The 22,919-nt window shown below is 63.0% G+C and carries 22 protein-coding genes; 9 read left to right on the top strand and 13 right to left on the bottom strand.

Annotated elements, in window-relative coordinates; genetic code table 11:
* The first annotated feature begins 129 nt into the window (after positions 1 to 129).
* Positions 130 to 540 (top strand): hypothetical protein, encoded by a 411-nt coding sequence (locus G4G27_RS09955; protein ID WP_183113176.1) that lies wholly within the window; start codon positions 130 to 132, stop codon positions 538 to 540.
* A 55-nt stretch (positions 541 to 595) separates the two neighbouring features.
* On the opposite strand, the gene trpE is transcribed toward G4G27_RS09955, so the two are convergent.
* Together trpE and G4G27_RS09945 are read right to left on the bottom strand one after the other, a co-directional pair.
* Positions 596 to 2,116, bottom strand: a complete 1,521-nt coding sequence (trpE, locus tag G4G27_RS09950; protein WP_183113722.1) for an anthranilate synthase component I — start codon at positions 2,114 to 2,116, stop codon at positions 596 to 598.
* A complete protein-coding gene (locus G4G27_RS09945) occupies positions 2,112 to 4,058 on the bottom strand; it encodes a peptidylprolyl isomerase (RefSeq protein WP_183113175.1) in 1,947 nt (648 codons plus the stop codon). Before G4G27_RS09945 ends, trpE begins: the two co-directional genes overlap by 5 nt.
* 152 nt (positions 4,059 to 4,210) lie before the next feature.
* On the opposite strand from G4G27_RS09945, the gene tpiA reads away from it, so the two are divergent.
* Entirely contained in the window at positions 4,211 to 4,963 is a 753-nt protein-coding gene (gene tpiA / locus G4G27_RS09940) for a triose-phosphate isomerase (RefSeq protein ID WP_183113174.1), read from the top strand.
* A 2-nt stretch (positions 4,964 to 4,965) separates the two neighbouring features.
* On the opposite strand, the gene G4G27_RS09935 is transcribed toward tpiA, so the two are convergent.
* Positions 4,966 to 5,346 (bottom strand): hypothetical protein, encoded by a 381-nt coding sequence (locus G4G27_RS09935; RefSeq protein ID WP_183113173.1) that lies wholly within the window; start codon positions 5,344 to 5,346, stop codon positions 4,966 to 4,968.
* A 175-nt stretch (positions 5,347 to 5,521) separates the two neighbouring features.
* Between G4G27_RS09935 and G4G27_RS09930 the strand changes: the two genes are divergently transcribed.
* On the top strand, positions 5,522 to 5,908 hold the full coding sequence (locus tag G4G27_RS09930; RefSeq protein WP_183113172.1) for a cupredoxin domain-containing protein: 387 nt from the start codon (positions 5,522 to 5,524) through the stop codon (positions 5,906 to 5,908).
* Between the two features lie 368 nt (positions 5,909 to 6,276).
* Here the strand turns inward: G4G27_RS09930 and G4G27_RS09925 are convergent, their stop codons facing one another.
* Both G4G27_RS09925 and G4G27_RS09920 read right to left on the bottom strand, forming a co-directional pair.
* Positions 6,277 to 7,671, bottom strand: coding sequence for a leucyl aminopeptidase family protein (locus G4G27_RS09925; protein ID WP_183113171.1), 1,395 nt, complete (start codon positions 7,669 to 7,671; stop codon positions 6,277 to 6,279).
* Entirely contained in the window at positions 7,668 to 9,083 is a 1,416-nt protein-coding gene (locus G4G27_RS09920; protein WP_183113170.1) for a serine hydrolase domain-containing protein, read from the bottom strand. The genes G4G27_RS09925 and G4G27_RS09920 overlap by 4 nt, the downstream gene beginning before the upstream one ends.
* A 150-nt stretch (positions 9,084 to 9,233) precedes the next feature.
* Between G4G27_RS09920 and G4G27_RS09915 the strand changes: the two genes are divergently transcribed.
* From G4G27_RS09915 to G4G27_RS09905, 3 genes are all read left to right on the top strand, one after another.
* The gene (locus tag G4G27_RS09915; RefSeq protein WP_183113169.1) at positions 9,234 to 10,031 is read left to right on the top strand and encodes a ceramidase domain-containing protein; all 798 of its coding nucleotides are present in this window, start codon (positions 9,234 to 9,236) and stop codon (positions 10,029 to 10,031) included.
* Positions 10,032 to 10,191: 160 nt separating this feature from the next.
* On the top strand, positions 10,192 to 10,455 hold the full coding sequence (locus G4G27_RS09910) for a hypothetical protein (protein WP_183113168.1): 264 nt from the start codon (positions 10,192 to 10,194) through the stop codon (positions 10,453 to 10,455).
* A gap of 177 nt (positions 10,456 to 10,632) precedes the next feature.
* Positions 10,633 to 13,014: a membrane-bound PQQ-dependent dehydrogenase, glucose/quinate/shikimate family gene (locus G4G27_RS09905; RefSeq protein ID WP_183113167.1), complete on the top strand. Its 2,382-nt coding sequence runs from the start codon at positions 10,633 to 10,635 to the stop codon at positions 13,012 to 13,014.
* Between the two features lie 17 nt (positions 13,015 to 13,031).
* Here G4G27_RS09905 and G4G27_RS09900 read toward each other — a convergent pair whose 3' ends face one another.
* Positions 13,032 to 13,760 (bottom strand): hypothetical protein, encoded by a 729-nt coding sequence (locus G4G27_RS09900; protein WP_183113166.1) that lies wholly within the window; start codon positions 13,758 to 13,760, stop codon positions 13,032 to 13,034.
* 88 nt (positions 13,761 to 13,848) lie between these two features.
* On the opposite strand from G4G27_RS09900, the gene G4G27_RS09895 reads away from it, so the two are divergent.
* On the top strand, positions 13,849 to 14,709 hold the full coding sequence (locus G4G27_RS09895; RefSeq protein ID WP_183113165.1) for a LysR family transcriptional regulator: 861 nt from the start codon (positions 13,849 to 13,851) through the stop codon (positions 14,707 to 14,709).
* Here G4G27_RS09895 and rimO read toward each other — a convergent pair.
* Positions 14,696 to 16,030, bottom strand: a complete 1,335-nt coding sequence (rimO, locus tag G4G27_RS09890) for a 30S ribosomal protein S12 methylthiotransferase RimO (RefSeq protein WP_183113164.1) — start codon at positions 16,028 to 16,030, stop codon at positions 14,696 to 14,698. The two genes, G4G27_RS09895 and rimO, sit on opposite strands and share 14 nt — an antisense overlap.
* 221 nt (positions 16,031 to 16,251) lie before the next feature.
* Between rimO and G4G27_RS09885 the strand changes: the two genes are divergently transcribed.
* A complete protein-coding gene (locus tag G4G27_RS09885) occupies positions 16,252 to 16,740 on the top strand; it encodes a DOMON-like domain-containing protein (protein WP_244624630.1) in 489 nt (162 codons plus the stop codon).
* Positions 16,737 to 17,933 (top strand): DUF1343 domain-containing protein, encoded by a 1,197-nt coding sequence (locus tag G4G27_RS09880; protein WP_183113162.1) that lies wholly within the window; start codon positions 16,737 to 16,739, stop codon positions 17,931 to 17,933. Before G4G27_RS09885 ends, G4G27_RS09880 begins: the two co-directional genes overlap by 4 nt.
* Positions 17,934 to 18,216: 283 nt before the next feature.
* Here G4G27_RS09880 and G4G27_RS09875 read toward each other — a convergent pair whose 3' ends face one another.
* The 6 genes from G4G27_RS09875 to G4G27_RS09850 all read right to left on the bottom strand — a co-directional run bounded on the left by G4G27_RS09875 (position 18,217) and on the right by G4G27_RS09850 (position 22,856).
* A complete protein-coding gene (locus tag G4G27_RS09875) occupies positions 18,217 to 18,531 on the bottom strand; it encodes a hypothetical protein (protein ID WP_244624629.1) in 315 nt (104 codons plus the stop codon).
* A 15-nt stretch (positions 18,532 to 18,546) separates the two neighbouring features.
* A complete protein-coding gene (locus G4G27_RS09870) occupies positions 18,547 to 19,725 on the bottom strand; it encodes a VWA domain-containing protein (protein WP_183113161.1) in 1,179 nt (392 codons plus the stop codon).
* A 22-nt stretch (positions 19,726 to 19,747) separates the two neighbouring features.
* Positions 19,748 to 20,917 carry a hypothetical protein gene (locus tag G4G27_RS09865; RefSeq protein ID WP_183113160.1) on the bottom strand — a complete coding sequence of 390 codons (1,170 nt, stop codon included), beginning with the start codon at positions 20,915 to 20,917 and terminating at the stop codon, positions 19,748 to 19,750.
* Positions 20,918 to 20,922: 5 nt separating this feature from the next.
* Entirely contained in the window at positions 20,923 to 21,435 is a 513-nt protein-coding gene (locus G4G27_RS09860; RefSeq protein ID WP_244624628.1) for a CHAP domain-containing protein, read from the bottom strand.
* 181 nt (positions 21,436 to 21,616) lie between these two features.
* Entirely contained in the window at positions 21,617 to 21,886 is a 270-nt protein-coding gene (locus tag G4G27_RS09855; protein ID WP_183113158.1) for a hypothetical protein, read from the bottom strand.
* A 115-nt stretch (positions 21,887 to 22,001) separates the two neighbouring features.
* Positions 22,002 to 22,856: a MoxR family ATPase gene (locus G4G27_RS09850; protein WP_183113157.1), complete on the bottom strand. Its 855-nt coding sequence runs from the start codon at positions 22,854 to 22,856 to the stop codon at positions 22,002 to 22,004.
* Between the last annotated feature and the right edge of the window lie 63 nt (positions 22,857 to 22,919).

Raw genomic sequence — 22,919 nt, 5'->3', positions numbered from 1 at the left:
CGTATTTCGTATTGCTCCCCTTGTTGAATGCTCGCCTCGCGATTGCCATGTTTAGGGCGTCGCGCTGCTTCATTCAGGGTGGAGCAATCGGCAGAGGCGGACGTTGATATCGCCACAGGAGTCGCACCAATGATCCGTTTTCCGATAGCCTTGATGCTGCTCGCCGTTCCCGCCGCGACCCTCGCGCAGGACAAGCCGGCTGCCGAAAACGGCAAGTCGCCGCTGCGTATTCGCAATGTGCAGCTCAATCAGGGCGAGAAATGTCCACCGGCGGTCGGCGACGAGATCGTCGTGTGCGGCACGATCGAAGAACCGTATCGCATTCCCAAATCTCTGCGCGAATCGAAGCCCGATGCGGCCAGCCAGTCCTGGGTCAATCGCGCCGCAACGATCGATGAGGCGGGACGTGTTGCCGGGGGCCTGCCCAATACCTGCTCGCCGGTCGGCACCGGTGGCCAGACCGGGTGCATCACGAAGATGCTGCGCGATTACACCGCGGAGAAGGTGGAAAAGAAAAGGCAGGAATCGAGCATTCCCTGAGGGGACGAAAGGTCATGCTTCGGGAAACCGAGGCAATTATTGGCCGAAACCGCTTTTATTGGCCGAAACCGCTTTCGCCCGCTCGCGTGATAGCCTCGCGTGCTGCGGCGAATAGCGCGCCCGCCTTCGCCTCGCATTCGCGCTGTTCATAAACCGGGTCGCTGTCGGCGACGATGCCGGCGCCGGCCTGGACATGCATCATGCCGTCCTTGACCACCGCCGTACGCAGCACGATGCAGCTGTCCATCGACCCGTCCGGTGAGAAATAGCCGACCCCGCCGGCATAGGCGCCGCGTTTTTCGGATTCCAGTTCGGCAATGATCGCGCACGCCCTGACCTTTGGCGCGCCGCTCACCGTGCCGGCGGGGAAGCCGGCCAGGATCGCATCGATCGCGTCATGGTCCTTGCCCAGCCGGCCGACCACGTTCGACACGATGTGCATCACATGGCTGTAGAATTCGACCGTATAGCTATCGGTGACGGTGACTGTGCCGGCGTCCGCGACGCGGCCGACATCGTTACGGCCGAGATCGAGCAGCATGAGATGCTCGGCACGTTCCTTCGGATCGGCGAGCAGGCTGGTCCGGTTGGCCTGGTCTTCCGCCGCCGTCTTGCCACGCGGTCGCGTGCCGGCGATCGGGCGGATGGTAATTTCGCCGTCGCGCACGCGAACGAGAATTTCCGGGCTCGATCCTGTCAGGGCAAAGCCCGGCAAGTCGAGATGGTAGAGGAAGGGCGAGGGGTTGATGCGGCGTAACGCGCGATAGAGTTCGATCGGCGGCAGCGTGAAGGGCGTGGTAAAGCGCTGCGCGAGGACGACCTGAAATATGTCGCCGGCGACGATATAGTCCTTCGCCCGGGCGACCATCTCGCCGTAGCGGCCGGGAGGCAGCACCGGCTCGAGCACTGCCTCGGCCAAGTCGATCGCACGCGCCGATGGCGGCAGGCCGACGCTGGCGAGCCGCGCGGCAATGGCGTCGATGCGTTCCTCAGCCTCGGCGACGATCGCGGCCGGTTCGCGCGTTGCGTCGGGCCATACCGGCGCGACGAGGAACAGCGCGTCGGCCAGACGATCGAAGATCAGCACGACGGTCGGGCGCACGAACATCATGTCGGGCAAGCCGAGCGGATCGGCATCCGGGCGCGGCAGTTTTTCGACCAGCCCGATGGTCTCATAACCGAAATAGCCGACCAGACAGGCCAGCGCGCGCGGCAGTTCGGGCGGCACATCCATCCTGCAATCGGCGACCAGCGCTCGTAGCGTGTCGAGTGTTGGCGCGTCGCTCGGCGTAAAGGCGTCTCGGTCGGTCAGCCAGTGGCGATTGATTTCCGCGCGGTTACCGTTGGCGCGGAACACCAGGTCGGGCGCCAGGCCGATCAGGCTGTGCCGCCCGCGAATCGCGCCGCCCTCGACCGATTCGAGCAGGAAGTCGCCGCGACCGGGCTCGATCAGCTTGAGCGCGGCGGCGACCGGCGTTTCGGTGTCGGCGATCTGGCGACGCCACACCAGCGCCGGCCGGCCCGCCGTCAGCGCGCCGACCGGGTCATTACCGTCGCGGGAAAGCTCAGGATTAATTGGCGCTGCTCTGGCCGGTCAGCGCGGCCTTTACCGCGTCGAACGCTTTGCCATTTTTCTTCACGCCGACCTGGGCACGGACCGCCTGGCTGAACTGTTCGACATATTCGCGGCCGATCACCTTGCCCAGATCGTTGCGGGTCGCCGCGACGATGTTCGGCTGGCTGGCAGCGTTGCCGCGCTCGATCTGGCGGAGATAGACGATGGACCAGCCCTGATTTTCGCTCAGTTCGAGCAGTTTGGCCGATTTTTCCGTCATGCTGAACATCAGCGCGACCGGCGGCGGAACCTGACGACCGGCGGCGGCCAGCTGCGCACGCGACGCGTCGAGCTTCTGGACCGGCGGCGTCTTCACGCCGCTTTCTGCGAATGCCTGTGTGACGGGCATGCCTTTATTGACCTTGGCGACGATCGTGGCGGCGACCTGACGCGCGGCGCGGCGCGCACGGTCGATCGCGAAATCACGTGCCACGGCGGCGCGAATCTGGGTCAGCGGCGGTGCGGCGGCGGGAACGATACGCTCCAGTGCGACGACCGCAAAGCCGCCTTCCTGATCGATCGGCACCATTTGCGGGCTGTCGCCCTGTTCGACGGCAAAGGCTGCGGCGACCACCGGCAGGAAGTCCGGCGCGGCCTTGACTGTCGCGTCGTCGGGGTTGCGCCCGTCGGACAGCAATGGTGGCGTGGACTTGGCGGTCAGCTTCTGGCCGGCGATCAGTTCGTCGAAAGTCGCCTTGGCGGAGACCGCATCGTCGATCGCGTCGTGGATCTTGCCGAGCGCCTGCGTGGTCTTTTCCTTGGTCAGCGCGGGGACCAGTTCGGCCTTGGCCTGTTCGAGCGTCTTTCCGGGGATCTTTTCGATGCCATCGACGCGAACGATGGTGAAGCCGAGCGAAGAACGCAACGGACCGACCACGGCGCCTTGGGCAGCGCCGAACGCCGCATCGGCGAGCGCGGTCGAGCTTTGACCCGCATAAGCGGCCTTTTCGACGCCGGTCAGCGTGGCCGGCTCCAGGCCGGCGGCACGTGCCGCGGCTTCGATCGACGTGCCCGCCTTGACCTTGGCGGCCAGCGCGGTGGCGGCGGCCTGATCGGCCACGATTACCTGGACCAGCGTACGCTTTTCGGTCGCGGCATATTTGGCACGCTGCGCCTGATAGGCGGCGGCGATTTCGGCTTCGGTCGGCGTGGTCGACGCGGTGAGCTGATCATGCGTGACGATCGCGTAACGGATCGCGCGGCGTTCCGGGATGGTGTAGCGCGCGATATTGCGCTTGTAGAAGGTCGCGACCTCCGCATCGGTCGGTGCCACGCCTTCGCCCATCGCCTGGGTCGGGATGAAACCGACTTCGCCATGGCGTTTTTCGAGCAGCAGTGACGCATAAGGCAAAGCGAGCTGCTGCGGAACCTGGCTGGCGCGGCCCATCGGGAAAGTGAGTTGCTGGGTGAGCGTTTCACGCGCGATGTCGGCGCGGATCTGCGCGTCGGTCAGCCGCTTCTGCTGCAGCAGTTGCTGATAGATTTGCGGGCTGAACTTTCCGTCCAGCCCCTGCAGGCCGGGAATGCTCGCGATCTGGCCATCGACGACCCGCTTGCTCACCACCATGCCTTGCGACTGGCCGAATTGCTCCATTGCGAAATTGTTGATCATCCGGTTCAGCGCGCCGTCAAGCCCGCCGGCGTTCACGAAGGTTACGATATCGAGCCCGGGTTGCTGCTGACGGAAATTCTCCATCTCGTTCTCGGCGCGCTGGCGCAGGTCGGTCTCGGTCAACTTGTGCTTGCCGACCGTCGCCACCGTGTCACCCGTCGGCGCGCCAGCCTGACCGTTTATTCCGGAGATGTCGCCAGCCGCGAACGCCAGCCCGATGATCGCGAGAAAGGCGAAGGTGATGAACAGACCGACCTTCGAATTGATCAGGCGGCGGATAAGGCTGAGCATGGGGGACCGATCTGTTGGACGCGCGGAATCGACACCGCTTTACGGGCAGCTTCCCGCGGCTTCAAGCGTGTGACGCGTGGCGTTGTGGAACGGGCCTTGTCGAGCGGGATGGGGACGCTCTATCGGGCGGGGCAGATTACGGGAGGGCGCAGATGACACGACGCAAACTGATCGCGGGCAATTGGAAGATGAACGGCGATCTGGCGGCGCTGGCCGAGCTGGATGGCATCGCCGCAGCGGCCGCCGCGAATCCCGGTGTCGATGTCGCGATCGCGGCGCCCGCGACCCTGATCGCGGCGGCGGCCGGGCGCGGTCCCGATCTCGCGATCGGCGCGCAGGACGTTCATGCCGCCGACAAGGGCGCGCATACCGGCTGTATCTCGGCGGCGATGATCCGCGAGGCGGGCGCGCGTTTCTCGATTGTCGGGCATAGCGAACGGCGTGCGGACCAGCATGAAAGCGATGCCGAAGTGAAGGCCAAGGCGGAGACGTTGCACCGCTATGGGCTGAACGCGATCCTGTGCGTCGGCGAGACGCTGGAGCAACGCGATGCGGGGCAGGCCAAGGCGGTGGTGACCGGGCAGTTGGCCGGTTCGTTGCCGGACGGGGCGGGTGCGGCCTGGTTGTCGGTCGCCTATGAACCGGTCTGGGCGATCGGAACCGGACGAACGCCGACGGTTGCCGATGTGGCGGCGATGCACGGCGCGATCCGCGCGAAATTGCGCGCGCTGATCGGTGAAGAGGCGGATGCGGTGCGGTTGCTTTATGGCGGGTCGGTGACCGGCGACAATGCCATGGACCTGCTCGGCGCGGGCGATGTCGATGGCGCGTTGGTCGGCGGAGCGAGCCTGACGGCGGCGAAGTTCGTGCCGATCATCACCGCCGCGGCGATTATACCGGCCTGACCCTAGCTGAGGCCGAAGCCAGTCAGGACCAGCGCCAGAGCGTAGAGCATCCAGCCCGGATGCAGACTGCGCGTTCCCCAGAGATTGGCGAGCGCGCCGAACAGATACTGGCTGCCGACCAGCAGTCCGGTGACGAGCCGTGCCTCAGGCCCGAACCAGATCGCTGCGGCGATCAGGGCGAGGCCGCCGATAAACCAGCTGAACGTACTGAAATGCAGGAGCAGCGGCACCAGCCGTCGGGTCGGCGCGGATGCCCGCTTGTCCGACAGGAATGCCGCCTCGATCGGCCGCACCATGAGTTTTTGGGTGAGGATGCCATGGACCACCGCGACACCGCTGCCGATGATCCCTGCAAATACGAGCGCCGCGTCGTGCCAGTTCATAACCAAGGGCCTCCGTATGAAGGGAATGTCCGATGGATTGGCCGGGATCAATCCGCTTGTTCGTCTGGTACCATGAGGACGGACAATGGACCCGCACGCGCACCTGCGGCAAATGCTGTCACCGCGCGCGCAATGTCGTATTGTAGAACGGGGGCTGGTCTTGCGGAGTCGTACGATGAAAACCTTGCTTACCGCCGTCATACTTGCATCGTCACTCGTCGCGCCGGCATCGGCCGATACGCCATCGAAGCGCGTCGATATCGCCTTGTCGAATTTCAAGTTCACGCCATCGATCGTGACCCTGCTCCATGGCCAGGCCTATACGCTGCACATCACCGACACGGCGAGCGGCAGTCATGATCTGGTCGCCAAATCCTTCTTCGCCGCGGCATCGATCGCGCCGGAGGATCGCAAGCTGATCTCCAAAGGGGCGATTTCGTTCGACGGCGGCGAGACGATCGACGTGCGCCTGGTCGCACCCGCGCCCGGCACCTACGAAATGCATTGCTCGCACTTCATGCACTCGACCTTCGGCATGACCGGCAAGATCGTCGTGCAATGACCCGGTGTTCAATGTTCAACTGTTCAATCTCCTATACAGATTGAACGGTTGAACGTTGAACGCTGGGCGAGGCATAGGGCGTGCGCCATCGGTATAGAGCGCGGCCAGTTCACCCAGCCTCCGTTGGGATAGACCATCGAGCCGGGGTAGTAGTCTTGGTGGTGAACCGATCGAGACAGCCCCCTACATGACCCCGATCCCCTGGATCCGAGCCTGGCTGGCGCAATGGCCGACGCTGGCCGACCACTGACAGGAGGCGCGGATCAGTTGAATCAGCGCCACCCAGCGGATGACGGGTGTTCGATGTTCAACCGTTCAAAATGTATAGGGAATTGAACGGTTGAACATTGAACACCCGATGTTGGGGCTCAGCCGTAGCGCGTTTTGAGCATTGCCCAGGTCGCTCGCAGGCCGAGCGCGTCGCCACCTTTGGGTCGGCCCGGCTTGGCAGTTGGTCGCCAGGCGAACGTGTCGAGATGCGCCCAGGCGGTGCCTTCGGGCACGAAGCGGCGCAGGAACAGCGCTGCGGTGGTCGCGCCGGCAAAGCCGCTATCGGCCGAATTGACCATGTCGGCGATGTCGGACTTGAGCAGTTCGTCGTAACCGTCCCACAGCGGCATGCGCCATAACGGGTCGCCGACCGCCGCCGCCGCCGCGAACAGCGCTTCCGCCAGCGGTTCGTCATTGACGAAGGTCGCCGGCAGATCGGGCCCGAGCGCCACACGCGCGGCGCCGGTGAGGGTAGCGAAGTCGATGATCAGCTCCGGCCGGATATCTCCAGCGCCCTCTGCCGCTTTGGTGATCGCGTCACCGAGCACCAGCCGTCCCTCGGCATCGGTATTGGTGTTCTCGACCGTCAGCCCCTTGCGCGTCGCGAGCACGTCACCGGGCCGGAAGGCATTGCCGGCAATGCTGTTCTCGACCGCCGGGATGAGCAAATGGAGCCGCACCTTGAGCCGCGCCGCCATCACCAGCCCGGCCAGCGCCAGCGCGTGCGCCGCGCCGCCCATGTCCTTCTTCATCAGCCGCATGCCCGAACTCGGTTTGATGTCGAGCCCGCCTGAATCGAAACACACGCCCTTGCCGATCAGTGCGATGCGCGGATTCTTCGGGTCGCCCCATTCGAGTTCGATTAGCCGTGGTTCGCGACCCTTGGCGGCGGCCTGGCCGACCGCCTGGATCATCGGATAGCCCTTGGCGAGCGGTTCGCCCTTGGTCACCGTGAGGGTCGCGCCATGCGCCTTGGCCATGGCCGCCGCTTCGGCTTCCAGCTCGGCCGGGCCGAGATCGGCGGCGGCGATATTGACCAGATCGCGAACCCGCGCCGTGGCGGTGGCGAGGCGCACCGCCTCCTCGATCTTGGCCGGTTCGCCGGTGAGCAGGAGGCGCGGCCCGTGGCTCTCCCCCTTGCGATAGCGTTCGAAGCGATGCTGCGCGAGCAACCAGCCAAGCATCGCCGCACCGGGCTCGCCGGATGCGAGTCGATAAGTTCCTTCAGGCAGTGTTTCGCCTAGCGATGCGATCCGCCACGGCGAACTTTCCGGTTCGTTGCACACCAGCAACGCCGACCAGTCCTCCGGCCCGTCGCCAGGCAGTATGGCGCGGTTGCCGGCTTTGCCGGTCAGCCGGTGCGAGGCGACCGCTGTCCGCGTCCGGACCGGCTGGTCGGCCAGCCAGCCGGTGAAGGCGTCGGGATGGACGATATGAATCAGCCGCGCGGGCTGGCCGCGATCGGCCTGCAACAAGGTCTTGAGTTCAGTCATTTTTGCGTCTCGTTGACCAGGAATTGTTCGATCCTGCCGCCATCGCCCGGTTCGGCATAAGTGCTGACCGAGAGCGTTTTTTCGGCATAGGTTACGCGGTAGTTGCGATTTACGAACCCGCCGCGCAACCGCGCCTTGCCGGTCTGGACGAACGTCGCCGTCTCACCGAGCGGGGCGAGGCTCGCCTTGAAGTCCGCCAGCACGACCGGCGTGAAGTAGAAATCGGCATCCTCGGTCAATTGGCTGCGGTCGAGCGTGCCACCGCGCAATTGATCGAACACCGCGCGGACCTTGGTCGCGGCGGCCGTATCGGCGGCATCGGCCGGTGGCGGCGGCAGGATCGTTTTGACGATGTCCTGCGCGATCTGCGTGAAGGCGTCGCTCGACCAGGTGTTGGTCAGCACCGTTACCGCGGCCTTGTCGTCGGGATAGACGATGTTCTCGCTAAGAAAGCCGACCGCCTCGCCGCTATGCTCGACATAGCGCCGCCCGTTCGCCGTCCCGGTGGACACGCCCAGGCCATAACCATTGGTCGATCCGTCGGTCAGCCGCACCGCGGTTTCCTGCGCCGCCCAATCCTCAGCCGGCAAAATGCTGCGATTGAGCCGGGCGACGTTCCATTTGGCGAGGTCGCGCGCGCTCATCGCCAGTTCTCCGGCTGCAAACAACCAGCCCGCCGCCGCCGGCGTGGTGACCCGCACTGGCCCTAGCGCATTGCGGCCATAACCCTGCGGAAAGGTTTTGCCGATCGCCAGGTCCTGATCGATCGCCTTGATGCCGAGCGGTTTGAAGATCTTGCGGTCGAGATAGGACAGCAACGGTTCCCCGGCGACTTTCTCTACGATCATGCCCGCCACGACATAACCCGTATTGGAATATTGCCACTGCTCGCCGGGTGCGAAGTCGAGCGGTTTCTTCGCCCAGCGATCGACGATGCCTTGCGGCGTCACCGGGGTCGCCATAGCCTTGAAGCTGTAATCCTGCGGCCAGTAATCCTGCAGGCCCGACGTATGGCTGAGCAACTGGCGCAGCGCGATCGTGTCGCCGCCGGTGATGCCGGGCACATATTTCGACACCTTGTCGTCGAGGCTCAGCTTGCCCTCATTCTCGAGCAGCAATAGCGCTGCTGCGGTGAATTGTTTCGATACCGACGCGATCTGATACGGCGCGTCCGTGTTTGCCGTCTTCATCGTTTCCGATTGCTTGCCATAAGCCTTGGCGAAGACGATCTCGCCACAGCGCACGATCGCGATCGAGGCCGAGGGAACGCCGGTCTTCGCGAGGGTCTTGGTGACGAGTGTATCGACCTGGGTGGTTTCGGCCGGTGTCAGCGCCTGAGCATAAGCGGCCGGCGCGGCGGTCAGCAAGGCGAGAGTTAGCAGCGGACGCGCGAACAGGGGGCGGGGGGTCATCGAAATCCTCGGGCAAGAACGGGAACGCCCTAGATGCACGAGCCGCGCCTTCGCTGCCAGCCCCCGTCCGACAGCCCCGTCCGATCGCGGTTGGTGTTATCGCCTAACCAGCCTAGCCTTCGTTCATAACAGAAGAAGATAGGGGCGGGCTTGGATCAGACCATCACATCGCGTCATGTGCTGACCGCGCTCGCGCTCGCCGCGCTTTCGGCGCTCGGCATCGTGCTGCTGCTGTTGCAGCTCGGCCCCGACTGGGCGGCCTATACGCCCGCCACTTGCACCGCCACGCGCTGCTTCTGCGAGCTGCCGCGGCTCGGCGTGCTGATCGCGCAGCCGGCGAACAGCTGGTCTTCCTATGGTTATGTCTTTGTCGGTTTCCTGATGATCGTGCTGGCGCGCGACAAGGGCTGGGTTTCCGCAATGCCGCCGGTCGCAGCAATGGCGTTCGGCGTCACCGCGATCTCGGTCGGGCTGGGGTCGGTCCTGCTCCATGCGACGCTGACCTTGTGGGGCCAGTTCTTCGATGTGCTCGGCATGTATCTGGTCGGCTCATTCATGCTGGTAAGCGCGCTGAGCCGCTGGTTGCGCATCCCCGATCGCCAGGCGATTTTGCTTTTTATGCTGCTCTGTGCTGCGCTCGTCATGCTGCTGATCGCGGCGCCCGAAGTCCGGCGCTGGCTGTTCGCGGTATTGCTGATCGTTGCGATCGTCGTCGAACTGGCCTTCGCCCGCCCGAAACGGCCGCAGGTAAAGGTCGGTTTCTACTTTGCTGGCATTCTCGCCAAGGCGATCGCCTTCACGATCTGGAACCTCGACCAGCACGGCCTGGTCTGTTCGCCGCACAGCCTGGTGCAAGGGCATGCGGTCTGGCACCTGCTCGGTGCGACGTCCTTATGGCTGACCTTCAGCTATTATCGCAGCGAACGGCAATCGATGACGGCCGAGTGAGTCGAGAGTCCATTGCAAGTTGATTCCTGTTCACGCCAAATAGCTCATAAATAAAAGCCGGATCGGTCCTAACTCTCCTTGAATCACTCACGAATGAGAGGATGATGTTGCGGGGCATGGCGGAGACAAGCGGGTGCCCGTCAAAGCAGGGAGGTTGTCGATGGAATATGCATTCTTCGCGATGATCGGTTGGTGCGGGACCAAATGGCCCGGCTGGTGGCGCGGGCCACGGCCACCGCAGCCCGATCCCTGGTGGTGGATCGTCGGATTGGCAGGCGCGATCGGCGGCATCATTGCCGCAACCGTGTTCCATCCGGTAATCGGCGAGGCCGGTTTCTTCGCCACAACGATAACGGCGCTGGCCGGCGGTGTGTTCGCCGGCAGCATCGTCGATGGCATTGGCGGTCTCAGCAACAAGGGCTGAATCGCTGCCGTCGGTCGGGGGAGACGGTGTTGAGCCTTGCCGTCTCCCTGGGTCGCCCATCGCGTCCCGATCACTCGTTCTCGATGGATCGATCGACCCGGCGGCCACTCCGGAATAGGGAACCGACGCTGTCCTTTTTCGTTTGAGCCGGGCACGCTTAAGTCGAGGATTCCCGCCATGCCGATACGCCGTAGCTGGGCAGCCATGGTCCTTGGGATCGTGATCGGATTGATCGGGCTCATTCTGGCGATCGGCGGCGCATGGCTCGCGCTACTGGGCGGGTCGCTCTATTATGTCCTGACCGGTATCGCGATGGTCGTGGCCGGCTTCCTGCTCGTGCGTGGGCGAATGGCCGGCGTGTGGCTTTATATCGCGATCTTCGTGCTGACCCTGCTCTGGGCATTTTGGGAAGTCGGGACCAATCCCTGGGCGCTGGTACCGCGCGTGATCGCGCCACTGGTCCTGCTGATCGCGGCGCTGCTGGTCATGCCGACCCTGAGCCGCGCGGCCAATCGCTGGCGCGTCGGACTGGGCGCGACCGCGGCGGTGCTGGTTGTGGCGCTGATCGGTGGCGTGGTGATCGGTCGTGGCGCCGAAGCGCCGGTATTGGCGGCGCTGCCCTCACAGACCGCGCCAGGTATGGCCGATACTTCCGGCCAGACAGTGGGCGCCGACTGGCCGGCCTATGGCGGCACCTACAGCGCGCGCCGCTTCTCGCCGCTGTCACAGATCAACGTTGCCAATGTCGGCAAGCTGAAGCGCGTATGGCTGGCGCATACCGGGGACATGCCGGCGACACCCGACGCGGCCAAGATGTATGGCGCGGAGACCACGCCGCTGAAAATCGGCGATGCGCTGTATCTCTGTTCGGCCAAGGGCATCATGCTCGCGCTCGATCCCGCCACGGGTGCGGAGAAATGGCGCTTCGATCCCAAGGTGCCGGACAAATGGATTCCCTATACCGCCGCTTGTCGCGGAGTGAGTTATTACGCCGTCCCCAATGCGACCGTCGGTCAGGCGTGTGCGACCCGCATCATCGAAGGCACGCTCGACGCGCGACTGATCGCGGTCGATGCGACGACCGGCAAGCCATGTCAGGATTTCGGCGCGAACGGCCAGGTCGATACCAAGATTGGCATGGGCGAGGTCTATCCGGGCCTCGTCTCTATCACCTCGCCGCCAACGATCGTGCGCGGTGTCGCGGTGGTTGGGCACCAGATTCTCGACGGGCAGGAACGCTATGCGCCATCGGGCGTGATCCAGGGTTTCGACGCGGTGACCGGCGCGCTGCGCTGGGGCTGGGACATGCTCAAGCCCGACTGGACCGGCGCGCCGCCCGCAGGCCAGGAATGGTCGCGCGGCACGCCCAATATGTGGACCACGGCAAGCGGCGACGAAGCGCTTGGACTGGTCTATCTGCCGCTCGGCAATTCGGCGGTCGATTACTGGAGCAGCCTGCGCAGCCCGACCGAGAACGCCTTCGCCAATTCGCTGGTCGCGATCGATGTGACGACGGGGAAGCCGCGCTGGCGTTTCCAGACGGTCAGGAAGGATGTGTGGGACTATGATCTCGGTAGCCAGGCGACATTGATCGACTATGGCGGCGTGCCCGCGCTGCTGCTCCCATCGAAACAGGGCGATATCTATGTGCTCGACCGGCGCACCGGCCGACCGCTGACGCCGATCGGCACGATCAAGGTGCCCGGCGGCGGAATCGAACCGGCACAGCGTTCCCCGACGCAGATCGTCTCGCTCTGGCATACGCTGCGCAAGGAGCCGCTGACCGAGCGCGACATGTGGGGCATGTCTCCGATCGACCAGATGGCCTGCCGCATCCAGTTTCGTCAAGCGGGTTACGAAGGGTATTTCACGCCGCCAGAGCCGGGCAAATATACCGTCGAATATCCCGGTTATAATGGCGGCAGCGACTGGGGCGGCATCGCCGTTGACCCGCAACGGGGCGTGATCATCGCTAATTACAATGACATGCCAAACCATGTCCGGCTGGTGCCGCGCAAGATCGCCGATCAGCGCGGCTGGAAGACGCGCGAGCAGGCCGGCGGCCCGACGCCGGGCGCGGAAGGGGCGGGCGATCCGCAGGCGGGCACGCCTTACGCGGTCGACGTCAATGCCGGCTGGCGCATGAAGTTCACCGGCTTGCTGTGCAAACAGCCGCCTTATGGCGGCATCCGTGCGATCGATATCCGTACCGGCAAGACGATCTGGGATCGCCCGCTTGGCACCGCGCGGACCAACGGGCCGTTCGGCATCCCGTCGATGCTGCCGATCAATATCGGCACGCCCAATAATGGCGGGTCGGTGGTGACCGGAGGCGGTCTTGTATTCGTCGCGGCGGCGACCGACAATCTGATCCGCGCGATCGACATGCGTACCGGCAAGGTCCTGTGGTCCGACGTGCTGCCGGCGGGCGGGCAGGCGACGCCGATGGTTTACGAACAGGGCGGACGCCAATATCTCGTGATCATGGCCGGCGGGCATCATTTCATGGAAACGCCGATTGGAGATGAGGTGGTGGCTTATGCGTTGCCCAAAAGCTGATCGTGTTTGGCCGCTGCTCAACGGACCAGCGGCTGCCCCGGAATGAGTGAAAGGCGCGGTACGTAGCGCCAGCTTTCAGCACGAACGGTATCGATCTGGTCGACAACGGTGTCTGGGTCGGCGTGATAGGCACTGCGCAACAATATGGGCAGTGCCCCGTCTGACGCGCCATGGAATAGCAGCATATAGTCGCGGGCCGTATCGGCGTTACCGCTGCGGTACCAGCTCACTTGCCCAATGCCGCGCGCAGTCTTCGCCAGTCTGTTCGCCGCAGCTTCGAACGTATCGACCTGGCCCGCTTTCACGGTAACGAAGAACGCGATCAGCCGGTCACCCGGATGGCGCAGTTCGAGCGGCGTGGCGGTGGTCGGCTGTGGCCAGAGCGACCAGCTCGTGATCCCGCTCGCCTGCGCAAAAGGACCTGCGCTGGCCCTGAAATCGGCAGCATCCCCCTCAGGATCCGGCCGCGCATCGAGTTCGGCCGGTGTCGTGCCGAAGGTGCCGTCGATAAAGCTGCCGCGGCGATCGCCCTCGGTCACATACCAGGCATACCAGACCAGGCGATCATGGCGGTCAGCATGCCAGCCGAGATGCTTCCGATATCCTGCCTCGAATGCTGCTCGATTAGTCAAAGTGTAGGAGAAGAGCCGCGCGACGCCTGGTTTGTTGGCCCCCGGTTCGTCGGCGGATGCCGGTGACCCGCATGCTGCCAGAGCGATAGCCATCAGCACCTTTTTCAAATGCATGCTCGATCTCCTTCGCACTGGAAATAGCCGCTCGACGGATGTTCAACTATTTGTAAGTTGAGGGCCAATCATTCGACTGGAGCGAATAATGGAGGGCAGTCATCTACGCCGCGCCGCGGTCTTTCATGCCGTGGCATCGCATGGCGGTATCGCCGGTGCGGCGCGTGCGATCGGCAAGTCCGCGCCGGCGATCCATAGCGACCTGCGCCGTTTTGAGCGCGATGTCGGCGCACCGCTGACCGAACGGGTCGGGCGCGGTCTTCAACTTACCATCGAGGGTCGCGCGTTGTTCGAGACGATCGGCCGCGCGCTCGACGATATCGCGCGGACCAGCGCACATCTTCGCGATACCGACCCGCGCATCTTGCCGCTGCGCATTGGCGCGGTGACGGGCTTCGGCCGCTATCGCCTTGCTCCACACCTGTTCCGCGACATACTGGTCGAGCGGCCGATCAGGTTGCGCATGGGAACGCATGATGATGTGGTGGCGCAACTGGTGCGGGGCGAGATCGAATTGGCGCTGACCTATCGCACGGTCAACGTGGTGCAGGTCGAAAGCGACCTGATTGCGGAGGAAGACCTTGTTCTGGTCGGCGATGCCGCAGCGACCGCATCGCTGGACGAGATCGAGCGCTTGCGCTTCATCACTTATGACGAGCATGAATATGTCTTCGCGCGGTGGTTCGCATCGATCCATGGACGCCAGCCGGAAGCGATGATCCGCCACGATCATTGCGACGAACTGGAGGAAGCGTTGCTGAGCGTCGTTGCCGGGCGCGGCGTGACGATCGCGCCGGGCGACGCGGCACGCACGTTCGGCCTGACGCCGGTTGGCCCGGCCTGTCGTAACCGTATCTATCTATGCGCGACCGGCGATCGGCTCGGCGGCCCCGATGCCGCGTTGCTCCGCAACGTGTTGGCGGTCAGGCCCGATATCAGGCTGGGCTGACGGGAACCCCGAACAGGTCATGGTCGTCGGCATCCTCGATCTCGACGCTGACGATATCACCCTGTTTGAGATGTCCGGCGTCGCGCAGATGGACCTCGCCGTCGATTTCCGGTGCATCGGCCTTTGACCGGCCGGTCGCGCCGTCTTGGTCCACCGCGTCGATGATCACCTCGAGTGTGCGGCCGATCTTGGCCTGCAGCTTGTCGGCGGAAATCCGCGCGGTCAGCTCCATCAGCCGGGCGTAGCGTTCTTCCTTGATCTCTTCGGGCACCTGGTTGGGCAGGGCGTTGGCGGCCGCGCCTTCGACCGGCTCGAAGCGGAACGCGCCGACACGGTCGAGCTGCGCTTCCTCGAGCCAGTCCATCAGATATTTGAAATCATCCTCGGTCTCGCCCGGGAAACCGACGACGAAGGTCGAGCGGATCGCGATATCGGGTGCGATGGTGCGCCAGTTCTTGACGCGCTCGAGCACCTTCGCCTCATTCGCGGGGCGCTTCATCAGCTTCAGCACGTTGCGGCTGGCATGCTGGAACGGGATGTCGAGATAGGGGAGGATCAACCCCTCGGCCATTAGCGGAATGACCTGGTCGACATGCGGATAAGGATAGACATAGTGCAGCCGCACCCAAGCGCCGAGCTTGCCCAGTTCGCGCGACAGGTCGGTCATATGGGCGCGAACTTCCTCGCCCTTCCACTGGCGTGGTTGGTGGCGGATATCGACGCCATAGGCCGAGGTGTCCTGGCTGATCACCAGCAGCTCTTTGGTGCCGGCTTCGATCAGCTTCTCGGCTTCGCGCAGAATCGCGTCGGGGCGCCGGCTGACCAGGTCGCCGCGCAGGCTCGGGATGATGCAGAAGGCGCAGCGATGATTGCAGCCCTCGGAAATCTTCAGATAGCTGTAATGGCGCGGGGTGAGTTTCAGGCCACTTTCCGGGACCAGATTGAGGAATGCGCTGGGCGGCATCGGCGCCGCATCGTGCACCGCGCCGACCACTTCCTCATATTGATGCGCACCGGTCACGGCGAGCACCTTAGGGAAGCGCAGGCGGATCATCTCCGCTTCCTTGCCCATGCAGCCGGTGACGATGACGCGGCCATTCTCGGCGATTGCCTCTCCGATCGCCTCAAGCGATTCTTCCTTGGCGGAATCGAGGAAACCGCACGTGTTGACCAGCACCACATCAGCACCGGCATAGTCGGGCGACATGGCATAGCCATCGGAACGAAGCTTGGTCAGGATGCGTTCGCTGTCGACCAGATTCTTGGGACAGCCGAGCGAAACCATGCCGATTTTCGGCGGGGTGGGGAGGATTGTTGCCATGGGAAGCGCGTCACATAGGCGAAGTCGGCGGGTTTTTCCAGTCACACCGCCTGCCGTTCGTCCTGAGGTTGTCGAAGGGCCGCTCTCATCTCTAGAATTGTGCAACGAAAAGAGCAGGGCTTCGACACGCCAGCCCGAACGGAGTTTCGATGTATCAACTGATACCACACCCGTCCGCGTCCCATCCCGACATCGACATCCGGGTGGATATATCCCGCACAGTGGAAGGAGGCTTCGTACTCCGATATGTCACCGATGGGGACATAGCTCGGGTCAAGATTCCGGCTCCCGACGGCTACGCGGTCCGTCGCGATGACCTGTGGAAAACGACCTGTTTCGAAGCATTCATACTTTGCGACAGAGGCGATCTGGCCGACAAAGGCTATCTGGAATTCAACTTTGTGCCATCGACCGCATGGGCTGCCTATCGTTTCAAATCCTATCGTCAGGGCTGTGACACGCTCGCGCTTCCGCCGCCCATCTTCGACGTTGATCGTGACGGCGAGAGGTTCACCGTGACGATCTCGCTCGATATGTCAGATGTGAGCGACTTGCCGGCCAATCAATCCTGGTTTGCGGGGCTTTCGGCGGTGATCGAGGCGAAGGACGGCACCAAATCCTATTGGGCGCTCGCTCATGCGCCGGGGCCGCCCGACTTCCACAACCGGGATTGCTTTACTGCGTCCCTCGCGGCACCTGATCCCATATGAAATTCGGTATCGATCGCCTTCTGGCCGACCCATCTTTGCGCGCACCGCTTGTCGGCAAGCGCGTTGCCTTGCTCGCGCATCCAGCTTCGGTCACCGCCGACCTGACGCATTCGATCGATGCGCTGGTCGCCAGCGGATTGAACGTGTCGGCCGTGTTCGGGCCGCAACATGGCGTGCGCGGCGATCTGCAGGACAATATGATGGAGTCGCCCGACTTCACTGACCCGACCTATGGCATGCCGGTATTCAGCCTGTACGGCGAAGTGCGCCGCCCGACCGGCCAGTCCATGGGCATTTTCGACGTGATGCTGGTCGATCTGCAGGATGTCGGTTGCCGTATCTATACCTTCGTCACCACGCTGCTCTACGTGCTCGAAGCGGCGGCCGAGCATGGCAAGTCGGTCTGGGTGCTCGACCGGCCCAATCCGGCGGGACGGCCGATTGAGGGACTGACCTTGCTGCCTGGCTGGGAAAGTTTTGTCGGCGCGGGGCCGATGCCGATGCGCCACGGGCTGACGCTCGGCGAGCTGGGGCACTGGTTCATCGACCATTTCAAGCTGGACGTCGATTATCGCGTGATCGCGATGGAAGACTGGGAGCTCGATGCGGCGCCCGGCTTCGGCTGGCCGGCGGATCGGGTGTGGATCAATCCCAGCCCCAATGCCGCCAATATCAACATGGCGCGCGCCTATGCCGGTACGGTGATGCTGGAGGGCACGAATCTGTCGGAAGGGCGCGGCACGACGCGACCGCTCGAACTGTTCGGCGCACCCGATATCGATGCCAAAGCGGTGATCGCGGAGATGCGGACGTTCGCACCGGAGTGGCTTGGCGGGTGCACGCTACGCGACATCTGGTTCCAGCCGACCTTTCACAAACATGTCGGGCAGTTGTGCAGCGGCGTGTTCATCCATGCCGAGGGGCCAGGATATAATCACGCGGACTTCAGGCCATGGCGGTTGCAAGCGCTGGGCTTCAAGGCGATCCGGCGGCTCTATCCGGATTATGACCTGTGGCGCGATTTTCCATACGAATATGAATTCGGCAAGCTCGCGATCGACGTGATCAACGCAGGTCCGGGGTTGCGTGCATGGGTCGATGATGATGCAGCCGAGTCGGGCGATTTCGACGCGGTCACTGACCCGGATGAAGCCGCGTGGGCGACCGAACGCCGACGATTCCTGCTTTATTGACGCGCCGCACAACCATTCGGCGCGGATTCACGACATTCCGGCCCAAAGTAATGTTTTTGGTAATATTTATGCATCATCACGCTGGCGACAGGGGAGTCGTTTGCGGGGACGAGTTCAGTGGAATCCAATCTTCATTATTACGCACGGCGGGCAATGCAGGAACATGCCGCGGCGCGGACGGCAGTAACTGCTGAGGCGCGCAGTCGCAGGCTTGCACTGGCGCTGATGTTTCAGGCCAAGCTTGAGGCTTTGAGCGCCTGATTTTTCCGCGTCATTGGCTCATCTATAGCTTGAGTGGCCGGTCCTGATCGGCGGCAATCGCTGTGCGATATCGGCACCAGCTATCCCAGACATCTTCCAGATCGACATCGTCATAGCCGCGCTTCTCGGCCAGTTGCGTCGCTTTGGAAACCGGCAGCATGATGCACACGGCATTGTCCCGGGCGCTGACCACCTCAGCTTCGGTCAGAGAGGCGCCTTTATCCTGCTCCAGACGATATAGTATCGAAACCAGCGCGGGAATGGGGTGTGGCACGAGCAGTTCGTCCGGCGCTTTTTTTTCCGGTTTTCCCCCGAACAACTTGCCGAGCATGCTCATCACCCGTCTCCGACCCTACCGTTTCCGCGTCAGCTCGCGCATCCCGTCATCCAGTCCCGCAAGAGTCAGCGGATACATGCGGTCGTTCATCAGCTCGCGAATGATGCGCACGCTCTGTGAATATCCCCATTGCTGTTCGGGGATTGGATTGAGCCATACCGCCGCCGGGTAGGTGGTGGTCATGCGGTGCATCCACACCGCGCCCGATTCCTCGTTGAAATGCTCGACCGAGCCGCCGGGATGGGTGATCTCATATGGGCTCATCGAGGCGTCGCCGACGAACACCAGCTTATAATCGTGGCCGAATTTGTGCAGCACATCCCACATCGGCGTGCGTTCGGTGAAACGGCGCCTATTGTCCTTCCACACACCCTCGTACGGGCAATTGTGGAAGTAAAAGAATTCGAGATTCTTGAACTCGGTGGTCGCGGCCGAAAACAGCTCCTCGCAAAGCTTGACCCATGGATCCATCGAGCCGCCGACATCGAGGAACAACAGCAGCTTGACCGCATTGCGCCGCTCGGCGCGCATCACGACGTCGAGCCAGCCCTGGCGCGCGGTGCCGTCGATCGTCGCGTCGATGTCAAGTTCGTCGGCAGCACCTTCGCGCGCGAATTTGCGCAGACGGCGCAGCGCAATCTTGATGTTGCGCGTACCCAGTTCGCGTGTGCTGTCGAGATTCTTGAAGTCGCGCTGGTCCCACACTTTCAGCGCGCGCTTATGCTTGCTCTCGCCACCGATGCGCACGCCCTCGGGATTATAACCGCTATTGCCATAGGGCGAGGTGCCGCCGGTCCCGACCCATTTGTTGCCGCCCTGGTGCCGGCCCTGCTGTTCCTCGAGCCGCTTCTTCAACGTCTCCATGATTTCATCCCAGGAGCCGAGCGACTTGATCGCCTCCATCTCCTCGGGCGAGAGATATTTCTCGGCGACCGCCTTGAGCCAGTCGGCGGGGACATCGGTCGGCGCCTGACCGAAGGTCGTGGCGATGCCCTTGAAGACCTTGGAGAAGACCTGGTCGAAGCGGTCGAGCAGTCCCTCGTCCTTCACGTACACGGCACGCGAAAGATAATAGAAATCCTCCGGCGTGCGGTCGATCACATCGGCATCGAGCGCCTCGAGCAAAAGGAGATGCTCCTTCATGCTGGCGGGAATGCCTGCGGCGCGGAGCTCGTCGAGGAAGTTCAGGAACATCGTGAATCCTTCACCGGCGAGGTCATTTCGCGCCGTCCATGACGATATCCATGCGGGTGTCACCGGTCGCTAGGAACTTCACGCTTGCCTGGCGCGCCGTACCCTCCGTCGTCGTGCCGGAGAAAAGCGCGTTTATCTGGGTGACTGACGGAATGGCATCATAACTGCCATAGACGTTTGCGACGCCGATCTGAGTCATCTTGAAATCATAACCGGGCGGAATGAGCGCTTTTTCGATGACTAGCATCGATCCGGCATCGTTAATGACGCCGACAATCGTATCCGGATCCGCCGATCCGACCGGTTGAAGCAAGTCGATCGAGCTATCCCCATATTTGACGGTGCCGCGCACACAGGCCGGCTGGAGACCGTTATTTGGGAATGGCCGGGGAAGATCGTCCTTCTTGCCCTTGGGATCTATCGTGATGACGGCAGAGTTCATTGCAGCGCCAAGAACTCGGGCCGAAGTTTTTTCAGTTTTGGGGGAGACCGCCGCTGGACGATCGGCGGCGGGGCAGGGTGCGGCGAGCTGAAACAGGCTGACCCGATGGACATAGGCGCCCTTGTCGATGCGCAGCCCTGCGATAAGCCCGTCGAGTACGGCGATGACCTCAGACCGGCGCTCTGCGGGGCCGCTTGCGCGCAGCTTCACGATCCATCCCGACACACGCAGAAACGCTGCTGCGGTTGCAACAGGCTCCCCACCATTGACCTTTTCGGCCCTGCCGTCGGAATAAACCAGACGAATAACGGTACCGGGGCGCCCATCCAATGCGACCACGCTCTGATCAGTGAAGGTGATCGCGCCGAACCGATCGCGGATACTTCTATCGGTTTGATACGCGGTCAGCGCAGCGTCGGGATAGGCCGGCAGATAGACATAAACCGTGCCGAAGATTTTGCGGTCAGCCGTTTCGAATTGCGCGACATTGTCCAATCCCTCGCCTTTGTGAGAGAATTCATGGGTTTCGGTCATCACCGCCGGACCGGCGGTTTTGGATAATGAAAGATGCGCGGTCGGCAGCGCCATACGGTTGCCCGAGGCTTGCCAGCTCAGCGGTGTTTTCTTGGCTGCTACGGCGGGCGCCGAAAAGAAGAGCACCGCAGCCACCTGAACACCGACGACCAACAATCTCATCCAAGCTTCTCCCTGTTGCTGGGATAGCGTGCCGGAGCCGGCCGGTTCGCGCAAGCGGATCAGCGATAGACGTCGATCAATGCGCCGACATAGTCGGGGTCGTTGCCGCTGAGCTCAGGCGCCGCATGCGCCTTGGTGACGGCCCGGCCGGCGGTCTTGTCCGGCATGCCGTAGATGAAGCCGTAAACCGGATAGGCAGTACTGCCGAGACCATCGGTGTCGCGGTACCAGACCTTCACTTCACTCCAGTCGTTATCGGCCGAAACATCGGTCAGGGTCACGTCCTGCTCGGCATGACCGCGCTCGCCATTCTGGCGCGACCAGTTGGCGTGGGTGACCATCACCACGCGTTTGGTGACGACGCGGCTGATTACCGCGACATGGCCGAGGCGCAATCGCGAGGATTGGCGAAAGACGATGACCGCCCCGACCTTCGGGGTGTCGCCGCGTCGGTATTTGCCTTCGGCCGCGTTCCACCACGTCCAAGCATCGCCATAGATCTGAATGCCCGACGCGGCGCGCGCAAAGGGGACGCATTCGCCGACATAATCGAGCAGGGATGTTGCGCCCACGGGGGTGCTGACGGTCGAAACCGCGACGGCGAGCCATACAAGGCGGGAAGATAAGCGTCCCATACCGGCAAATCCTTGCCGGTTTCGCGTGGTGAAAGCGTTCGGAGGCGTGGTTTAGAAGCTGGTTACCATCATGGCCGATCGCCTCGAACGCGACATGAGCGGGATGTCATCCGTATCGTCATTTGGCCGGGTATCTGTCCATGCCTGATCCTCTCGACCGCCGCACCGTCTCGACATCCGCTTCGTTGCGAGCGTCGAATTCCTCCCATTCCGCCTTGCTGAGACAGAAGGAGCGCGACAGGATCGTGCCCGTTCCGACGATCGGGCGGCAAATCTTCTTTTCCTTTGCCGGCTTTGCGCTTGCGGAGCCACCTGACTGTTCCGCTGTCGCCGACCCGGCCGCACATATGCCGGCCAGGAGAAAGAGCGGCACTTGCAGAATCCGCATGGCGAAACTCCCTTGAACAGGGCGTCTGGCTAGCTCAATCGCGCCGGGCGGCAATTAAATGTCGGCCGAGCGTCGATTTTCACCGGTCGAGCGTCGGAAGGGTGGTCGCCAGGGCTTAGCCCTTGTTCTGCTGCCGCTTGGCCATGAAGGCGAGGCGTTCGAACAGCATCACGTCCTGCTCGTTCTTGAGCAGCGCGCCGTGCAGCGGCGGGATCGCCTTGGTCGGATCGCGGTTCTGCAGCACCTCAAGCGGCATGTCCTCGTGCAGCAACAGCTTGAGCCAGTCGAGGAGCTCGCTGGTGCTGGGCTTCTTCTTCAGGCCGGGCACGTCGCGAACGTCGTAGAAAATGTCCATCGCCTTGTTGACCAGGATCTTCTGGATTCCAGGGAAATGGACGTCGATGATCGCCTGCATCGTGTCGCGGTCCGGGAATTTGATATAATGGAAGAAGCAGCGACGCAGAAACGCGTCGGGCAATTCCTTTTCGTTGTTCGAGGTGATCACGACGATCGGACGTTCCGCCGCTTTCACCGTCTCCTTGGTCTCATAGACATGGAATTCCATGCGATCGAGTTCCTGGAGCAGGTCGTTGGGGAATTCGATGTCCGCCTTGTCGATCTCGTCGATCAGCAGCACCGGCGGCTTGGGACGGGTGAACGCCTCCCATAATTTGCCGCGGCGGATATAGTTTCCGATGTCGTGGACGCGCTCGTCGCCGAGCTGACCGTCGCGCAGCCGGGCGACCGCGTCATATTCGTACAGGCCCTGCTGCGCCTTGGTGGTGGACTTGATGTTCCACTCGATCAACTCGGCATCGATCGCCTTGGCGATTTCATAAGCGAGGACGGTCTTGCCGGTGCCGGGCTCGCCTTTGACCAGCAGTGGGCGACGCAGCGTGACCGCCGCGTTGACCGCGACCTTCAGATCGTCGGTCGCGACATAACTCTGGGTGCCCTCGAAGCGCTTCATGCCGCAATCCCGTTTCATTTGAATACCGGGTTTGGCGATAGAGGGGTTTAGGCCCGCGGCGCA

Source organism: Sphingomonas sp. So64.6b, from assembly GCF_014171475.1.
Classification (GTDB): Bacteria; Pseudomonadota; Alphaproteobacteria; order Sphingomonadales; family Sphingomonadaceae; genus Sphingomonas; species Sphingomonas alpina_A.
Note: the sequence above shows the minus strand (reverse complement) of the source record. Positions and strands in the feature narration are given on the sequence as shown.